This window comes from Nostoc sp. (genome assembly GCF_036917975.1).
In the GTDB taxonomy this organism is placed as follows: Bacteria; Cyanobacteriota; Cyanobacteriia; order Cyanobacteriales; family Nostocaceae; genus Nostoc.
Genome location: NZ_JBALEJ010000073.1, coordinates 1 through 14940 on the forward strand (window position 1 = coordinate 1; position 14940 = coordinate 14940).

General features: G+C 42.2%; 14 protein-coding genes. 4 read left to right on the plus strand and 10 right to left on the minus strand.

Annotated elements, in window-relative coordinates; genetic code table 11:
- The first annotated feature begins 348 nt into the window (after window positions 1-348).
- Entirely contained in the window at window positions 349-1125 is a 777-nt protein-coding gene (locus tag V7K76_RS25855; protein ID WP_334777393.1) for an ABC transporter ATP-binding protein, read from the plus strand.
- Between the two features lie 105 nt (window positions 1126-1230).
- On the opposite strand, the gene V7K76_RS25860 is transcribed toward V7K76_RS25855, so the two are convergent.
- Window positions 1231-1893, minus strand: coding sequence for a GIY-YIG nuclease family protein (locus tag V7K76_RS25860; RefSeq protein WP_334777394.1), 663 nt, complete (start codon window positions 1891-1893; stop codon window positions 1231-1233).
- Window positions 1894-2047: 154 nt separating this feature from the next.
- Between V7K76_RS25860 and V7K76_RS25865 the strand changes: the two genes are divergently transcribed.
- Together V7K76_RS25865 and V7K76_RS34670 are read left to right on the plus strand one after the other, a co-directional pair.
- The gene (locus tag V7K76_RS25865) at window positions 2048-2977 is read left to right on the plus strand and encodes a carbohydrate ABC transporter permease (RefSeq protein WP_334777395.1); all 930 of its coding nucleotides are present in this window, start codon (window positions 2048-2050) and stop codon (window positions 2975-2977) included.
- Between the two features lie 216 nt (window positions 2978-3193).
- Window positions 3194-3565, plus strand: coding sequence for a DUF2085 domain-containing protein (locus V7K76_RS34670; RefSeq protein ID WP_442936794.1), 372 nt, complete (start codon window positions 3194-3196; stop codon window positions 3563-3565).
- Here the strand turns inward: V7K76_RS34670 and V7K76_RS25870 are convergent.
- The 9 genes from V7K76_RS25870 to V7K76_RS25910 form a co-directional block, all read right to left on the minus strand.
- Window positions 3537-3770 (minus strand): hypothetical protein, encoded by a 234-nt coding sequence (locus V7K76_RS25870; protein WP_335030205.1) that lies wholly within the window; start codon window positions 3768-3770, stop codon window positions 3537-3539. The two genes, V7K76_RS34670 and V7K76_RS25870, sit on opposite strands and share 29 nt — an antisense overlap.
- Window positions 3771-4102: 332 nt before the next feature.
- On the minus strand, window positions 4103-5734 hold the full coding sequence (locus V7K76_RS25875) for a mucoidy inhibitor MuiA family protein (protein ID WP_335030206.1): 1632 nt from the start codon (window positions 5732-5734) through the stop codon (window positions 4103-4105).
- Window positions 5735-6174: 440 nt separating this feature from the next.
- Window positions 6175-7116 (minus strand): LysR family transcriptional regulator, encoded by a 942-nt coding sequence (locus V7K76_RS25880; RefSeq protein ID WP_334777397.1) that lies wholly within the window; start codon window positions 7114-7116, stop codon window positions 6175-6177.
- A gap of 245 nt (window positions 7117-7361) precedes the next feature.
- On the minus strand, window positions 7362-8150 hold the full coding sequence (locus V7K76_RS25885) for a BMC domain-containing protein (protein WP_334777398.1): 789 nt from the start codon (window positions 8148-8150) through the stop codon (window positions 7362-7364).
- 57 nt (window positions 8151-8207) lie between these two features.
- Window positions 8208-8981 (minus strand): transferase, encoded by a 774-nt coding sequence (locus V7K76_RS25890; RefSeq protein ID WP_334777399.1) that lies wholly within the window; start codon window positions 8979-8981, stop codon window positions 8208-8210.
- 203 nt (window positions 8982-9184) lie between these two features.
- Window positions 9185-11185, minus strand: coding sequence for a ribulose bisphosphate carboxylase small subunit (locus tag V7K76_RS25895; RefSeq protein ID WP_335030207.1), 2001 nt, complete (start codon window positions 11183-11185; stop codon window positions 9185-9187).
- Between the two features lie 81 nt (window positions 11186-11266).
- Window positions 11267-11569, minus strand: a complete 303-nt coding sequence (locus tag V7K76_RS25900) for a EutN/CcmL family microcompartment protein (protein WP_179068922.1) — start codon at window positions 11567-11569, stop codon at window positions 11267-11269.
- 6 nt (window positions 11570-11575) lie between these two features.
- Entirely contained in the window at window positions 11576-11920 is a 345-nt protein-coding gene (locus tag V7K76_RS25905; protein WP_010995041.1) for a carbon dioxide-concentrating mechanism protein CcmK, read from the minus strand.
- Between the two features lie 95 nt (window positions 11921-12015).
- On the minus strand, window positions 12016-12324 hold the full coding sequence (locus V7K76_RS25910) for a carbon dioxide-concentrating mechanism protein CcmK (protein WP_012410633.1): 309 nt from the start codon (window positions 12322-12324) through the stop codon (window positions 12016-12018).
- A gap of 659 nt (window positions 12325-12983) precedes the next feature.
- Between V7K76_RS25910 and V7K76_RS25915 the strand changes: the two genes are divergently transcribed.
- A complete protein-coding gene (locus tag V7K76_RS25915; RefSeq protein ID WP_335030208.1) occupies window positions 12984-14840 on the plus strand; it encodes an NAD(P)H-quinone oxidoreductase subunit F in 1857 nt (618 codons plus the stop codon).
- The last annotated feature ends 100 nt before the right edge of the window (window positions 14841-14940 follow it).

Sequence of the window (14940 nt, forward strand, 5' to 3'; positions counted from 1 at the left end):
CTCAGAGGTGAAACGCTGCTGCGGCCACGATAGTTTAGGGGTAGCCCTACGCAAAAATAGCTCGATGCCAGGTTTATTTTTACAAACTAAAACCCTTCTCAAATTATGAGGAGGGTTTTGTCATTTGAGAGATTTTTTGAGAACCTGCCAAAGCCTCTCAAACTCTCATTCCTATTCCTCCGTGGACTCTGTGGTTTGTTTTTCGTTACCTTTGCATATAGTCCTAATATTAAAGAAGATTGTAGCCAAATCTTAGCGCGACTAACTTTTTGAATTGAAATTGTAAAAGAATCCACTCAAATCAAATCTTGTAAGATTAAATAAATTTCTCATTTTTGATTTTCTGAAATGCCACTCGAATTACAAAACCTCACAGGTGGTTACACCTTAGTGCCAATTGTCCAAGATATTAACCTAACTCTGCAAACAGGAGAATGGTTAAGTTTAGTTGGTGCTAATGGCTCAGGTAAATCTACTTTACTCAAATTACTGAGTCGTATTCTCTCGCCACAACATGGAACAGTGCTACTGGATGGTAAAGCAATTCACTCTCAACCTCCAAATTTAGTTGCACAGAAGCTAGCATTATTACCGCAACAACAAACAGTTCCCGTTGGCTTAACAGTGCGACAATTAGTAAGTTTAGGACGCACACCCCATCAATCTTGGTGGCAATGGGAATTAAATGCCCAAGATTGGGTAAAAGTTGAAGCTGCAATTAAAAAGACGCAATTAGAAAAATTAAGCGATCGCTTAGTCGAACAACTCTCAGGTGGTGAAAGACAACGGGCTTTTTTAGCTCTGGCGCTGGCACAAGAACCGAAAGTTCTATTATTAGATGAACCGACAACTTTTTTAGATATCAACTATCAATTGCAATTATTGGAACTGCTCAAAGGACTAAATCAGCAGCAGGAATTAACTATTGTTACAGTTTTACACGAACTGAATTTAGCAGCCCGGTATAGTTCACGCATTGCATTATTAAAACAGGGTCATATTTGGCAAGTTGGTACACCTAAAGAAGTTCTGACACCAAATGCGATCGCACAAGTCTTCGGTGTAGAATCAGTGATTATTCACACACCTGTTGGATTACAAGTTTGTGCTATTTCTGCTGTTTAAGATTCTAGTCCTAAAGTTTTGATCGTAAAAAAGCCTTGAATACCCTGTTCTGTAAAGATATGGGATATCCAAGTGGGGAAATAACAAGATGACTGAACACTCATTCTAAGACTTGGTTTCTTGTGTTTGTGCGTCGATAATTACACTCCAGTCATCGTTTTTCACAGCACCTTCAAGTTGACGCTGACGTTCGGCTTGACTTGCATCTGTTGTTTCTAACTCTTTAGAAAGAGTTGTATCAGCCATTGCTTTCCGCAGTTTTAGCTTTTTATCCTCGTAGGCTTGACGTTCAGCCTCCGACATTACCGCCTTAGTCGCTTCGCCTACTGTACTAGCCCACATTGCGCCATCAGTTGCATTACCAGGTGGTGTACTTTCGAGTTCTGCTATCCATGCATCTCGTAAATCTTCCATTTCTTGACGCTTGGGGAACTTGAATGATTGCACACGCACAAAAGCACACTTTTCCTTACCATTTTGGCGAAGATGACTGTTTAGGGAAAGCAACACATTTCGAGAATAGCCAATGTACTGGCTGCGGCGTTCTGCATCCAATACTGCGTAAACACCAGCAATTTTTGCGTTCTGAGTAGCTGCACTCCAAGCTTCAAGGTCAATGATTTCAGTACCATTGTTTGCCAGTTCAGGAGTTATACTCACCTCAAGAGCAGCGTGTTCGTCTTCAGAACTGTACAAAAATTCATGTAGTCCACGGTGGTTTATGGGGACATTTTGATGTTCAATTGGTGGATTGTGCTGAGTTTCCATCGCAGTTTATCTCTGAATTATTAATTAGCAATGCATACGGCAAGCGCGAAGCGCTACGCAAGCAAATATATGCTCTTAAAATATTGAAGCTTAAATCTACTCACATCTCCGAATTCTTGTTCTGAAAAAGCAAAAAATAACTATTAAACTTCCGATGAATCAATTAACACCTAAGAATTGGATGTTCATCAAACAGCGTCTAACGCCTTATTTATTTTTACTACCCGCCTTGATTATTTTAGGGCTAACTGTCTTTTGGCCTGCATTGCAAGCGTTTTACCTCAGCTTTACCAGCTATGAAGATATTGCCCAGCCGCCAAAATGGATAGGTTTCGCCAACTTCCTCAAGCTTTGGAAGGATGCAGTTTTTTGGAAAACCTTGGAAAACACTTTTTTATATCTTGTGGGTGTAGTACCAATTTTAGTAATTGCTCCCTTAGTGCTAGCAATTTTGGTAAATCAAAAACTGCGGGGGATGAATTGGTTTAGAGCAGCATACTATACCCCAGTGGTAATTTCAATGGTGGTTGCGGGAATAGCTTGGAAATGGCTGTATGCAGAAAACGGATTACTTAATCAGTTATTTAAAGCTTTAGGTATTTTTCCAGAAGGTATTCCTTGGCTAACTAGCCCAGCAAAAATTTTTGGCATCGTACCAATTTCTCTTGCCAGCGTGATGGCTGTTACCGTTTGGAAAGGATTAGGCTACTACATGGTGATTTATTTAGCGGGGTTGCAATCAATTCCTGCTGATGTGTACGAAGCCGCAGCCATCGATGGCTCTGATGGTATCAGCAAACATTGGGATATTACCATACCTTTGATGAAGCCGTATTTAGCACTAGTGGCGGTGATTTCGGCTATTTCTGCGACCAAAGTGTTTGAAGAAGTCTACATTATGACTCAAGGAGGGCCACTCAATAGCTCAAAAACAATTGTTTATTATCTATATGAGCAAGCCTTTAACAACTTGGAAATTAGCTATGCTTGCACGATTGGGTTAGTGTTATTTTTGATAATTTTAGGGTTATCGATTTTGCGATTAGTTATTAATCAGCAAGGGGATGATAATATTACAATTTGATATTGCCTTAATTTAAGCTGAAATCTAAGCTTTTGCCAAAAAGCTAGGGTTTTGCCGTATAGAGGGAACCAGGTTCTTAATTTTGCATAAAGTGGAGCTTAGAAGAAAATGCAGTATTGAGATTAAGTCCATTATTTCCTATAATTAATACTAACCTTGAGAAATTTTTGTTAACTTAAACAATAAATATTAACTATGAAGCATAAGTACAAGCAGATGATCAAAAAGCCATTGGACAAGCTTTTAATTAAGCTGTTTGTTGATAACATACTTCTTTACAAATTTGTACGCTGCCATAGATTGAGTTCTAGGTCTTTCTTTGTGAAAAATAGGCAGTTTCATGTATGTGCAAGATGTACTGGACTATTAGTTGGTTATGCAATATCTCCTGCATTCCTACTAATAAAAAATTATCCTTCTACATTGTTCATATTATTTTTTTTAGCTCTAGTTTTAGATGGTACAACTCAGCTAATTGGATTAAGAGAGTCTAATAACACCCTTCGATTTGTTACAGGTATTGGTACGGGTGCAACATCTCTGTCCTTTCTCTGGTCAATTATTTACCACGTTCTAAGGTTAGGTTAATTTCTCCGTCTGTTGATCCTGCACAAAAAGCAAGGGGCAAACATATAACTGCTAAACAACAAGCATTGCCACCCTTGAAATTTCCAGGCGTTATAGTTTCACTGGCAACTCTCCAACCTTGTGCGCCATAGGTTTGCAAAGCTTCAAGCTTCATTCTCTGTCCTGTCGCATTATTGCGGAATTTCAGAGTAATATACTCTTTCATACTGCTATTCTCTACTTCAAGTAATTATGTTAGTCTAGCATTAAATATAACTTAAAACTGTAGTGTAATTACTGAAGTATTGTGGAAATTCAACACGAGGTAATAAATCTAGCAATTAAGAGATATTACAATTACTTGGCAATATTTAATGTGAGTCGTAGGGGCACAACATTGCTCATTGGTGTCAACTGAACGTGAAAACTAGTAGTCTGTCCCAAAAGTTTTGAGAGGTTAGTGGTGTTCAGATCCCCGACTTCGCAGAAGTTGTCGGGGATCTAGCAGCCGCACAAAAGTTATGGTTTTTTAGCAGAGAATTAACTTTTTGAGATTCCCTAAATATCTAACCCAACTACCATTAAATCAGGCGAATGTTCAACATTAAACTGATAATATATTTCTCGCCGCTCTTGGGGTGGAAGAGTTAATAGCCATTCTAAAATACCCATTTCACCAAGTTGAATTTGTGGGTTGCTGCGACTAAGACGCACTTTAATTTGCTCGTTGCGGCTAACTGGCAATTGTTCAGTTAATTTCAGATTTAGTTCTTTGTGGAGTAAGTTAGTAATTATCAACCGATAACTGTAAGTAGTCCGGCGCTGGCTGCTAATTAATCTTTTATCTACCAAACGCTCAACTAAGTCGCGCTCTATTTTTAAACCTTCATCAATTCCTAAATTCAGTTTGAATTCTTGCCCTGGTGCAATATTGTCTAACCCAGTAGTGCCCACAAAAACGTTGTCGCGAAAAATATTTGCTTTACCTGGTAACAAAGTCGCACCGTTGGGATTATTTTTTACATTCGCTTGTAGATAAGCAAAGCTTACCAAGCGTGGCATTGCTACATAATCGAAGCTACAAGGATAATCATCGTTGAAAATCGTAGTTTTATGAGGTGCGCCATCACTGGGAATGTTGCCGCCACTATTCAATTTAAAGGTAACTACATTCCCTTGTTTGGATACTTCTCCTATAACGGTTTCTGCTGGAATGAGACTATCCTCGGTAGCTTCGTCTTGTTCTTGCCAATCTGCTCTGGCGGCAGCAGCAGGCGGCTCTGGTATGCTAGGCAGCAGTGGTGGCTGGGCATCAAATTGTCGTCGGCGTAACATTTGGGGACGTGGTGCATCAATATACCAGGGTTCAAGTTTGGGTGGAAGTGTACCTAATCCTGGTTTAGCGGTAGAAAGGGTGAGATTTGCACCAATCCAATCTTCACCAGTGCTTTGAGTGATTTCTGCAAGGTAACTCAGATGTACAATATCGCTGGTAGTGCTAAACCGTAAGTCATAAAGCGGATTCCAGCTAGCGCGATTTACTATGTAGGATACCTCTAATTCAAATTCGCCTTCGCCTGCTACTTCAACTGCGACAACTAAGCTAAAACTCTCTTTCGGATGGGGTGTTTGGATTTTTTGCAATGAGGTGTGGAGTGCTTGCAGTTGTTTGTCTAATTCCTGCTGTTGAGTTTTGCACTCTCCAGATGCGATCGCATATTCACTATACTGGCTTCCGAGAAAGTTCAGGAAATCCAAAGTTTCGCTGAGGCTGAGATTTTTCCGAGACAAACTCTGGGAAAAGGGTTCTTCTGTTTTTTCACGTAAGCCGGCGATAAAACTAGATTGCAATGCTAAAGCATCCACTTGGGCTTGCAGGTGGCGTTTTTCTGCTTCTAGTTGCTGAATTTGCCTTGTTAAATGTGCTACTCGTTCTGCTATTGGTTCAGTAGTGTAAATGCGATCGCTACTAACTCCCAGTAAGCGTACCCCTACCGTACCTGTACCGCTAACCCTGACAGACTCAGTTTCTAGAGTTATTGGCACTGGGGTAATTACTAATTCCTGTTCAATTCCTGTTAAATCAACTACACCCCGCCGTGTAACCAATGCTCTATCAGCATACACGGTAACAGCGACAATCTCGCTTTGTACTGTTTTGCGCCAAGACGGTAGTTCCGGGTTAACCATTGCCAGTTTTCCCCCATTTTTAATGATTCTGCTGGTTAATTGTCAATGTTTCCCGGTCTAAGAGTCAACCCCCCTTTAGGTAATTCGTAATTAGGGTTTGCTGAAAAAGTCTTTTCGTGGGGGCTAAGAGGCAGGAGGCATAAGGGAAGTTACAAACTACCCCTAAATCTCTTGAATCCGAAAAAGTGATTGATTTTTTGTGACATCAAGTCTTTTTCCTTGCACCTTATTCACCTTTTATCCCACTCAAGGCATTGATTTATCAAGGCTTTCTGTTTATTCAGCAACCTCTAATTAGGGACTGACAAATAAAAAATATCCAATTAACTTTTGTGGGGTGGGCGTCTCGCCCGCCCTATAAACTGGGCGGGCAAGATGCCCACCCCACAAAATTGGATAATTTATTTCTTGAAGTTCCCTTACGAATTACGAATTACGAATTACCTATGAATTGGTTCGAGCGTACTAGAAGCAGTATCAGTATTTTGCTCGACAAAATTCTTTGCCGCAGCTAGTAGATACTCATAATAGGCACGAGCGACGATAGAGAGCTGCTTGCCAGATGGGTAAACCATGTACCAATGTCGCTGAATGGGGAAGTGTTGTACATCTAAAATGCTAAACTCTGAAGTGTCTGATAGTAAGGTATGACGAGATAAAACAGAAATACCTAAACCACCTGCGATCGCTTGTTTAATTGCTTCATTACTTCCCAATTCTAGCTTGACTTTTACCGTTACCCCTTGTTCTTCAAATAGCTTTTGGACGGCGCGGCGTGTTCCTGAACCAGGTTCCCGCATAATAAAAGGTTCGTGAGACAGGCGTTGGATAGGAATATTTTTTTCTTTGCATAACGGATGATTAGTTGGTGCAAATACTATCAAAGGGTTTTCTAGAAATGGTTCACAAGTTACATCTATATTGTCTGGAATTTGACTCATAATATATAAGTCATCCAAATTCTGACTCATCCGTTCTAAAATTTGTTCGTGATTTGTTACTTGTAGCGAGATATCAATCCCTGGATAAAGTTCGCAAAACGGCCCTAACAGACGTGGGATAAAATATTTTGCTGTTGTAATCACTGCCAAGCGTAATTGTCCCTGTTTTAGCCCTTTTAAATCTGCCACCTTCATTTCATACTGGGCTATATTGTGAAAAATCTGCCGACAAGTGGCAAATAACTCCCGTCCAGCTTCCGTCAGATACAATCGCTTCCCTACTTGCTCAAATAATGGCAGCCCTACCGTTTTTGTAAGTTGCTTGATCTGCATAGAAACAGTAGGTTGGGTGAGAAACAATTCCTCAGCAGCACGAGTAAAGCTACTGTGCCGTGCCGCCGCCTCGAACACCTTTAACTGGTGCAGCGTCGCTTGGTTCAAGGGTGATTCTCCTAATATATAGCGATTAATAGATATAAGACTAGTATTGCTGAACACTGGCAAATGATGTAGTGATGCTCACAGAAAGTTACGAGTTTCATCATAGATAAAACTCTATTGTTTATATTATAATAAGGGTATTTTATTTATGGATTCAAGAAGCTATTATCAGAACAGCTAAAGCGTAAGATGCCTTCCATCTCCTGATGAATGATGAATAAGGATTTTCCCAAATTCATCTATCATCATTCATCATTCCATAATTCTTCTGTAACTTTTGTCGGTAGCTTGGTTAAGTCTGGTAATCTTAATACTTCGATTTCAGCAACTTGTTCTTTAATATTCACTGGCAAGTTTAACGGTTCCCGTTCTTCTATCCAGCAGCTTGCTAAGGGCAAAGTTAACTCCATTTCATCAAGGGGTCGAGGAATTACCATCACAGCATTCAATTCCCCAATGCGTTCTGCTTCAAACATTCCCGCTTCCACTGCTACCGCCACATTTGCTACGGAACCACGGATAATGGCTGTACACAAACCCGCACCAATTTTTTCATAAGCTGCTAAATGAACATCAGCAGCTTTGAGCATGGCATCACACGCTCCCACCATCGCGGGAAATCCTCGCGTTTCTACCAAACCAATTGCTTGATTACTCAGACGGCTGTAATTGCCCTCTTGCATCAATTTCGTAAAACGGGTTGTGATGGGAAGTACTATATCTAGGTTGGCATAAGGTCGGGGAATCACCAAACTAGAAACTAACTGACCAAACTGTTCAGCCGTTTGCACACCCGATTCTACCGCCAGACGCACGTCAGCAATTCCACCCCGGACGATCGCAGTACAATGACCACTACCAGTTTTTTCATACCCAACGAGGTGAACTCCTGCCGATTTCAGCATCATATCTGCTGTCCCCACGATCGCGGGAAAGCTGCGGGTAGAAACTAAACCCAAGGCGGTATCCTGAAAGGTTTCTTGACTACTCGCCCCTTGGTTGCTGCGAGTAGACCGTTGATTATATGTTTCCATGATGAATTCTCCAAAATACGGAAAAAGCCGACACCTTACAATTAACACTTACTCGAACTAATCGTCAGAGTTTGGGTTGCTCAAGGATTGTCTATGAGGAAACAATGTAGTCAACAGTCTGCTGATGCTCCCTTGTCCATAAATTTGAGTCCCAAAACCATTAGGGGATTCTGTAGTTGGCTGACTGGGGTCTGAATGATATTCTGTAGACTCTTGGGCGGCTGACTCCAAGGTGGAGTTAGCATCATTGGTAGGTTCCTCCACCGGAGGAGACTGATTTTCGGGAGTGGCGGGAGATTTAAAATAAGAAATCGATTTGTTTTGTTTGAAATCTACAAAAGCCGCAGCTGAGAAGTTAGTTGAGGAAATTACCTTTTCCTTAACTTCACCTGAGCCATTTTCCTCTTCCTTTGGCGGTACTGCATTTGTAGAAGTAGGGTTATTTGTAGATGGTTCTGGTTCCTTGATTTCGCTAATCTGCCGACTGGTGTCTCCTAAAATTGAACCAGGTGGTACTACTTGTCCAGGTTCAACCGAATAGTTAAAAACTGTTGTTGCTGAACCAATACAAGCATTTGTTCCAATTTTGCCCTTGCCAACCATCAAAAAACCGGCTCCCAGGTTTGCACCTGCTTCTACCTCTAGAGTGCCTTCATGGACTTGGAGAATTGCTCCCATACCAATGCAGACCCCTGGCCCAATGATGATCTTGCTATTTACAGCCGCTTGGAGAATCACCCCAGGTGCAAGTACTGCGCTTGGATGAATAGTCACCTCACCACTAATGTAAGAATCAAAGTTATTGCTGAGGCGCAGTGGCGGCACAGACATGGAAATTTTAACCTCAGGTGGGGAGTGGGGAGTGGGGAGTGGGGAGTGGGGATAAGGGGTAATGGGGAGTCGGGGGTGGGTAGTGGGGAGTGGGGAAAGACTTGCTGCAACTTCTCCCCTACCTCCTCATCTCCCTCATCTCCCTCATCTCCCTCATCTCCCCCACTCCCTATTCCCTACTCCCTACTCCCTATTTCCTTTTACTACGGACGTTGAATAATCGTTTCTAATACTCGACGCTTGGCTTTGGGGTCAACACCAATTAAGCGTACATATTCCCCTGGATATTCGCCGAGTTGTCCTTCTACGGCTGCGATCGCTTCTCTTTCTGAGGAGGCTTGAATTTGACCTGTACTAGTCCAGGAACCTGTACGGAATCGCCGTTGATCTACATGCTCAACGCTAATTTTATACCCACCAGCTAATAGTTGCCGGAGTTGTTCTACTACTTCAGTACTCAAGCGGGTAGCGGTAGCTGTTGCTGTTGCTGTTGCAGAGGGTGTTGCACTAGTGGTAAATGATTTCTGACTGCCAGAGGAGGCTACTTGACCGTTTGGACGTTGGATAATAGTCTCTAATACTCGGCGTTTGGCTTTCGGGTCAATACCAATTAAGCGCACATACTCCCCTGGATATTCGCCGAGTTGTTTTTCTACGGCTGCGATGGCTTCTCTTTCTGAGGAGGCTTGAATTTGACCGGTACTAGTCCAGGAACCTGTACGGAAGCGGCGCTCATCTACGTGTTCTATGCTAATTTTAGAGCCGCCAGCCAATAATTGCCGGAGTTGGTCTACTACTTCTTTACTTAAGTGGCTACTGGTAGCTGTTGCTGTCGCAGAGCTAGCACTGGTATTAAATGATTTCTGACTACCAGAGGATACCACTTGACCATTTGGACGTTGGATAATGCTTTCTAATACCCGCCGTTTAGCTTTGGTATCAATGCCGATTAAACGCACATATTCGCCTGGATGGCTTTCTATACATTCTTCTAAGGCGGAGATGACTTGATTTGTGGAAGTTGCTTCAATTGGCTTGCAACTAGTCCAGGAACCAGTGCGGAAGCGCCGCTCATCTACGTGTTCTACGCCAATTTTATAACCACTCGCCAAAAGTTGACGGATTTGATCTAGAGTTTCGCCACTAACTTTGCCACTGCTAGAGCCATTACCGTTACCATTACTGCTGCTGTAGCTACCATTGCTATGGCTACTAGTCGGAGGCTTAAAACTGGTAGCTGGTTTCGCATCACCATCTGGACGTTGGATGATGCTCTCTAGCACACGCCGTCTACCTTTGTCAATGCCAAACAGGCGGACATACTCGCCGCTATGGTCATTTAGACAGCTTTCTAAGGCTGCGATCGCTTCACCGATTGATCTCGGTTCAATTGGTTGACAACTAGTCCAAGAACCTGTGCGGAATCGTCTTTGGTCTACGTGTTCCGTACCGATTTTATAACCTTGCTGTAATAGATACCGCAACTGATCTATTGTTTCTGCACCCAAGCTATTGCTCGCCACTTCACTACTCCTTTCCAACTCTAAAACAGTAATACCATTACCTGTATAAGATTTAGCGTTCTCATCCCGAATGGGTGCTATACATTTGCTATCCGCAGCACAGAGATAACCCGCCCGTAATGCCTGATTAATCCCAACCACATGATGAGCAAATTCCTTATCTTGATCTTGCACATCTGGCAAGCGGTCAGCTTGCTGCTGGCTGGTAATTATCGCTCCCGAAGGTATATATTTACCAGGGGGAATCTCTACGTCTTGAATCAAAGCGTGCATCATCACGATGCAACCTGCACCCACTCTGGCATTAAACACCGTCGAGCGAAAGCCAATGAAGGAATTATCCCCTACATAGGCTGGCCCGTGAATTAGAGCCATGTGGGTAATGCAAGTGTTTTTACCAATCCATACCGAGTATTTATTTTGGTCATCGCCAATTACTCGTCCTTGCTCCAACCCATGAATGACAACACCATCTTGAATATTGGTATTTTCACCAAGATAAAAGGGTGTACCTTCATCCGCTCTAATCGTAGTCCCCGGAGCAACGATTACATTTGCACCTATTCGTACATCCCCAATCAGATTGGAGAACGAATGTACAAAGGAAGTTTCATGGATTTGGGGTTCAGCTAAATTCCTTGACCACGGGGTTGGGGGTGCCGCCGTGCTGCGGACTGCCATCGCGAGATTCCTCCTGTATTTTCTGTCATTAGTCATTTGTCCTTTGTCGAGAACTAATGACTAATGACCAATGACTAATGACTATCGATATTGATCTTTTTTGCTGTAAATAAGGCGATCTTCAACGTAAATAGTATCTATGATCGCCACCACTGCTGCATCCAATGGACGCTGTTCATTGCCAACAACTTGACGAGCGGCACTACCACGAGTGATGAGTACCCACTCATCTACTCCTGCTCCTACAATATCTGCTGCTACTTCATACTCTGGTAGGATATTGCCGTTTTCATCTACTAATTGTAACAACAGTAGTTTCACACCTCTAAGACTTGGATCTTTTTGGGTGCTAACTACTGTGCCGCGAACTTTGGCAATTTGCATTACAAATTACGGTCTTCTACCGAAAGGACGAATTGCATTCACATTTTCCCGGAACTGCTCTACATCTTCGGTATAACGAATTGGTAGAACGTATTCTAAGTTTTCGTGAGGACGAGCAATGATGTGAGTAGACAGTACTTGTCCGCCATTGACTCGCTTTACAGATTCAACTCCTGCGGCCACAGAAGCTTGCACTTCGGAAACGTCACCCCGAACAATTACCGTTACCCGACCACTACCAATTTTTTCATAACCTACTAAAGTGACGCGAGCCGCTTTCACCATTGCGTCGGCAGCTTCTACCACTGCTGGAAAGCCTAGCGTTTCAACCATTCCCACTGCAATTGACATTAGTTTTAATCCCTTTTTTATTGTTTTTAGTCTTGGATAACAAAAGTGATGCTCTTTTCAAGTAAAGAGCGTTAATTACTTTGTTTAAACAGCTTTTAAGTACGGAATTGTTCTACCGCTTCTGTGTAACGTATCGGCAATACGTATTCCAGGTTTTCGTGAGGACGAGCAATGATGTGAGTGGATAACACTTCACCACCGAAGACTCTTTTCGCCGCTTCAACCCCAGCTGCTACAGAAGCTTGAACTTCCGATACATCTCCCCTAACTATGACGGTGACACGAGCGCTACCAATTTTTTCATAGCCCACTAAAGTGACACGGGCGGCTTTCACCATCGCATCAGCAGCTTCTACAACTGCTGGAAAGCCTTTCGTTTCAATCATCCCAACTGCAATTGGCATCGCAGAACTCCTACAAAATGAATCAGATCAGTACTGTTGTTTGAAATTTTTGACGGGGAGAGGTTTATCTTATAGCTAAGAAAACACTTCCAAATTAAGCATAGGAAAGCTTGGCGTCCCTGGCAATATAAATTACTATAATAGTTTATGATAAGAAAGTTTTAAAAAACTTAACAAAAAGTTATCTGTCCTTCTGGGCGATTTAAAGTTCACTAATTCTTAGAGAGGCCACTTATGCTTTATAATTTCTTTATTACATTGACAAAACGACATTCATAACCAAGGCTAATCCGATCTGTCGAGGGACAAGCATAGGCTGTAGCTTTTGCTGCATCTATCTTTTGTTAAAGATTGCTACATCTACAATGACTAGGTGAAAAATATATAACTTTTTCAAATATATTGTATAAAGTACTTTGCTTAAAGTAGAAATACAAATGTAAAAAGGTCGGTGATGTTAAGGCAAGTAAATGCTTTTGCTTATGTAAAGTTATATTTTACTTATGTTAAATAGGGTAAAGCTAGGTAAAAGTACTCGCCAGAATGTAGCTGAAACAATATTAAAAAAACATCAGTATTTTGGTAAATTAATTTTATTAAATAAATAATTGTTTTAGAGCTTTTTTTAAATCAAGGCTAAGTCGTCAAGGGAAATTTAAATGGATCAATTTCTATTTTCAACAAGTTGGTTTGTGCCTTTTTATAGCTTATTGGGCGCAATTTTGACCTTGCCGTGGGGAATAGGAATAATTAAGCGAACAGGGCCAAGACCTGCGGCATATATCAATTTGTTGACGACCGTTTTAGCTTTTATCCATAGCCTGTTTGTATTTAAAAGTATCTGGTATAGAGAACCAGAAACTTTACTAGTGAATTGGTTCAAAGTTGCGGATTTAGACTTATCTTTTGCCTTGGAACTGTCGCCAGTTAGTATTGGAGCAACAGTTTTAATTACAGGGTTAAGCTTACTGGCACAAGTTTACGCTCTGGGTTATATGGAAAAAGACTGGTCGTTGGCGCGTTTTTTTGCGCTGCTGGGATTTTTTGAAGCAGCGTTGAGTAGCCTAGCAATCAGTGATTCTTTGTTTCTCAGCTATGCCCTTTTGGAAGTGTTGACCCTTTCGACTTACTTGCTGGTGGGGTTCTGGTATGCTCAACCGTTAGTAGTGACGGCGGCGCGGGATGCGTTTTGGACTAAACGGGTGGGAGACTTGTTGCTGCTAATGGCTGTGGTAACGCTTTCTACCTTAGCCGGAAGTTTGAATTTTTCGGATTTATATGAATGGGCGCAAACAGCTAATTTAAGCCCAATGACATCAGCATTGCTGGGGTTGGCGTTAATTGCTGGGCCGGCTGGGAAATGTGCCCAATTTCCTCTGCACCTGTGGTTAGATGAGGCAATGGAAGGGCCAAACCCAGCTTCAGTAATGCGAAATTCGCTGGTAGTAGCTGGTGGTGCTTATTTACTGTATAAATTTCAACCATTGTTAGCCCTATCGCCAGTTGCGTTGAATGCCTTGGTAGTGATGGGGACGGTAACAGCGATTGGGGCGACATTAGTATCTATAGCTCAAATTGATATTAAGCGATCGCTATCTCATTCCACCAGTGCATACATGGGCTTAGTATTTTTGGCCGTAGGGTTGCAGCAAGGGGGCGTAGCCTTGATGTTGCTGTTAACTCATGCGATCGCTAAAGCATTATTATTCATGAGTTCTGGTTCAGTCATCTTGACTACCCAAAGCCAAGACTTAACAGAAATGGGCGGTTTGTGGTCACGGATGCCAGCCACCACCACTGCCTTTGTGGTCGGTTCAGCTGGGATGGTAACACTACTACCCTTGGGAAGCTTCTGGGCAATGTTAGCATGGGCTGACGGTTTCGTGAGTTTTAGCCCTTGGGTAATTGGGGTTTTAATATTAGTTAATGGTTTGACAGCATTAAACCTAACCAGAGTATTTAGATTAGTATTTTGGGGTAAACCGCAACAAAAAACCCGTCGCACCCCAGAAGTTGGTTGGCAGATGGCGCTACCAATGGTATTTCTGACAGTGCTGACTCTGCTTTTACCTTTAATGTTACAGCAATGGTACTTGTTACCCGATTGGGAAAGCATTAATTGGTATGTGGCGTTAGCGTTGTTTGGTTCTACCGTGGTGGGAGTAGGTGTAGGGTGTACAGTTCATCTGCACAAAGCTTGGTCACGATCTAGAATCTTGGCGTGGAGATTTGTGCAAGACTTGTTAGGTTATGATTTTTATATTGACCGAGTTTATCTTGTAACGGTGGTAAGCGCAGTCGCACTGCTATCTAAAATTTCTGCTTGGAGCGATCGCTACTTGGTTGATGGTTTTGTAAACTTGGTTGGGTTTGCAACAATTCTTGGCGGACAAACTTTAAAGTACAGCATTTCTGGGCAATCTCAGGGCTATATGTTGACCATCCTAGCAGTCGTCAGCGTCCTGGGTTTTTTCATCAGCTGGTCATTGGGTTTACTAGATAAATTGCCTTTTTAAAGATATTGTCATTGGTCATTGGTCATTTGTCATTTGTCATTTGTGATTGGGTAAGAGTTTTTTCCCAGTCCCCAGTCCCCAGTCCCCATTCCATACCTAG

Excerpts from the sequence above, each read along its gene's own strand:
- V7K76_RS25915 (WP_335030208.1), top strand. The coding sequence starts at position 12,984 with ATGGATCAATTTCTATTTTCAACAAGTTGGTTTGTGCCTTTTTATAGC.
- V7K76_RS25860 (WP_334777394.1), bottom strand. The coding sequence starts at position 1,893 with ATGGAAACTCAGCACAATCCACCAATTGAACATCAAAATGTCCCCATA.
- V7K76_RS34670 (WP_442936794.1), top strand. The coding sequence starts at position 3,194 with ATGATCAAAAAGCCATTGGACAAGCTTTTAATTAAGCTGTTTGTTGAT.
- V7K76_RS25905 (WP_010995041.1), bottom strand. The coding sequence starts at position 11,920 with ATGTCAATTGCAGTGGGAATGGTTGAAACGCTAGGCTTTCCAGCAGTG.
- V7K76_RS25900 (WP_179068922.1), bottom strand. The coding sequence starts at position 11,569 with ATGCAAATTGCCAAAGTTCGCGGCACAGTAGTTAGCACCCAAAAAGAT.
- V7K76_RS25875 (WP_335030206.1), bottom strand. The coding sequence starts at position 5,734 with ATGGTTAACCCGGAACTACCGTCTTGGCGCAAAACAGTACAAAGCGAG.
- V7K76_RS25855 (WP_334777393.1), top strand. The coding sequence starts at position 349 with ATGCCACTCGAATTACAAAACCTCACAGGTGGTTACACCTTAGTGCCA.
- V7K76_RS25885 (WP_334777398.1), bottom strand. The coding sequence starts at position 8,150 with ATGGAAACATATAATCAACGGTCTACTCGCAGCAACCAAGGGGCGAGT.
- V7K76_RS25910 (WP_012410633.1), bottom strand. The coding sequence starts at position 12,324 with ATGCCAATTGCAGTTGGGATGATTGAAACGAAAGGCTTTCCAGCAGTT.
- V7K76_RS25865 (WP_334777395.1), top strand. The coding sequence starts at position 2,048 with ATGAATCAATTAACACCTAAGAATTGGATGTTCATCAAACAGCGTCTA.
- V7K76_RS25895 (WP_335030207.1), bottom strand. The coding sequence starts at position 11,185 with ATGGCAGTCCGCAGCACGGCGGCACCCCCAACCCCGTGGTCAAGGAAT.
- V7K76_RS25870 (WP_335030205.1), bottom strand. The coding sequence starts at position 3,770 with ATGAAAGAGTATATTACTCTGAAATTCCGCAATAATGCGACAGGACAG.
- V7K76_RS25890 (WP_334777399.1), bottom strand. The coding sequence starts at position 8,981 with ATGTCTGTGCCGCCACTGCGCCTCAGCAATAACTTTGATTCTTACATT.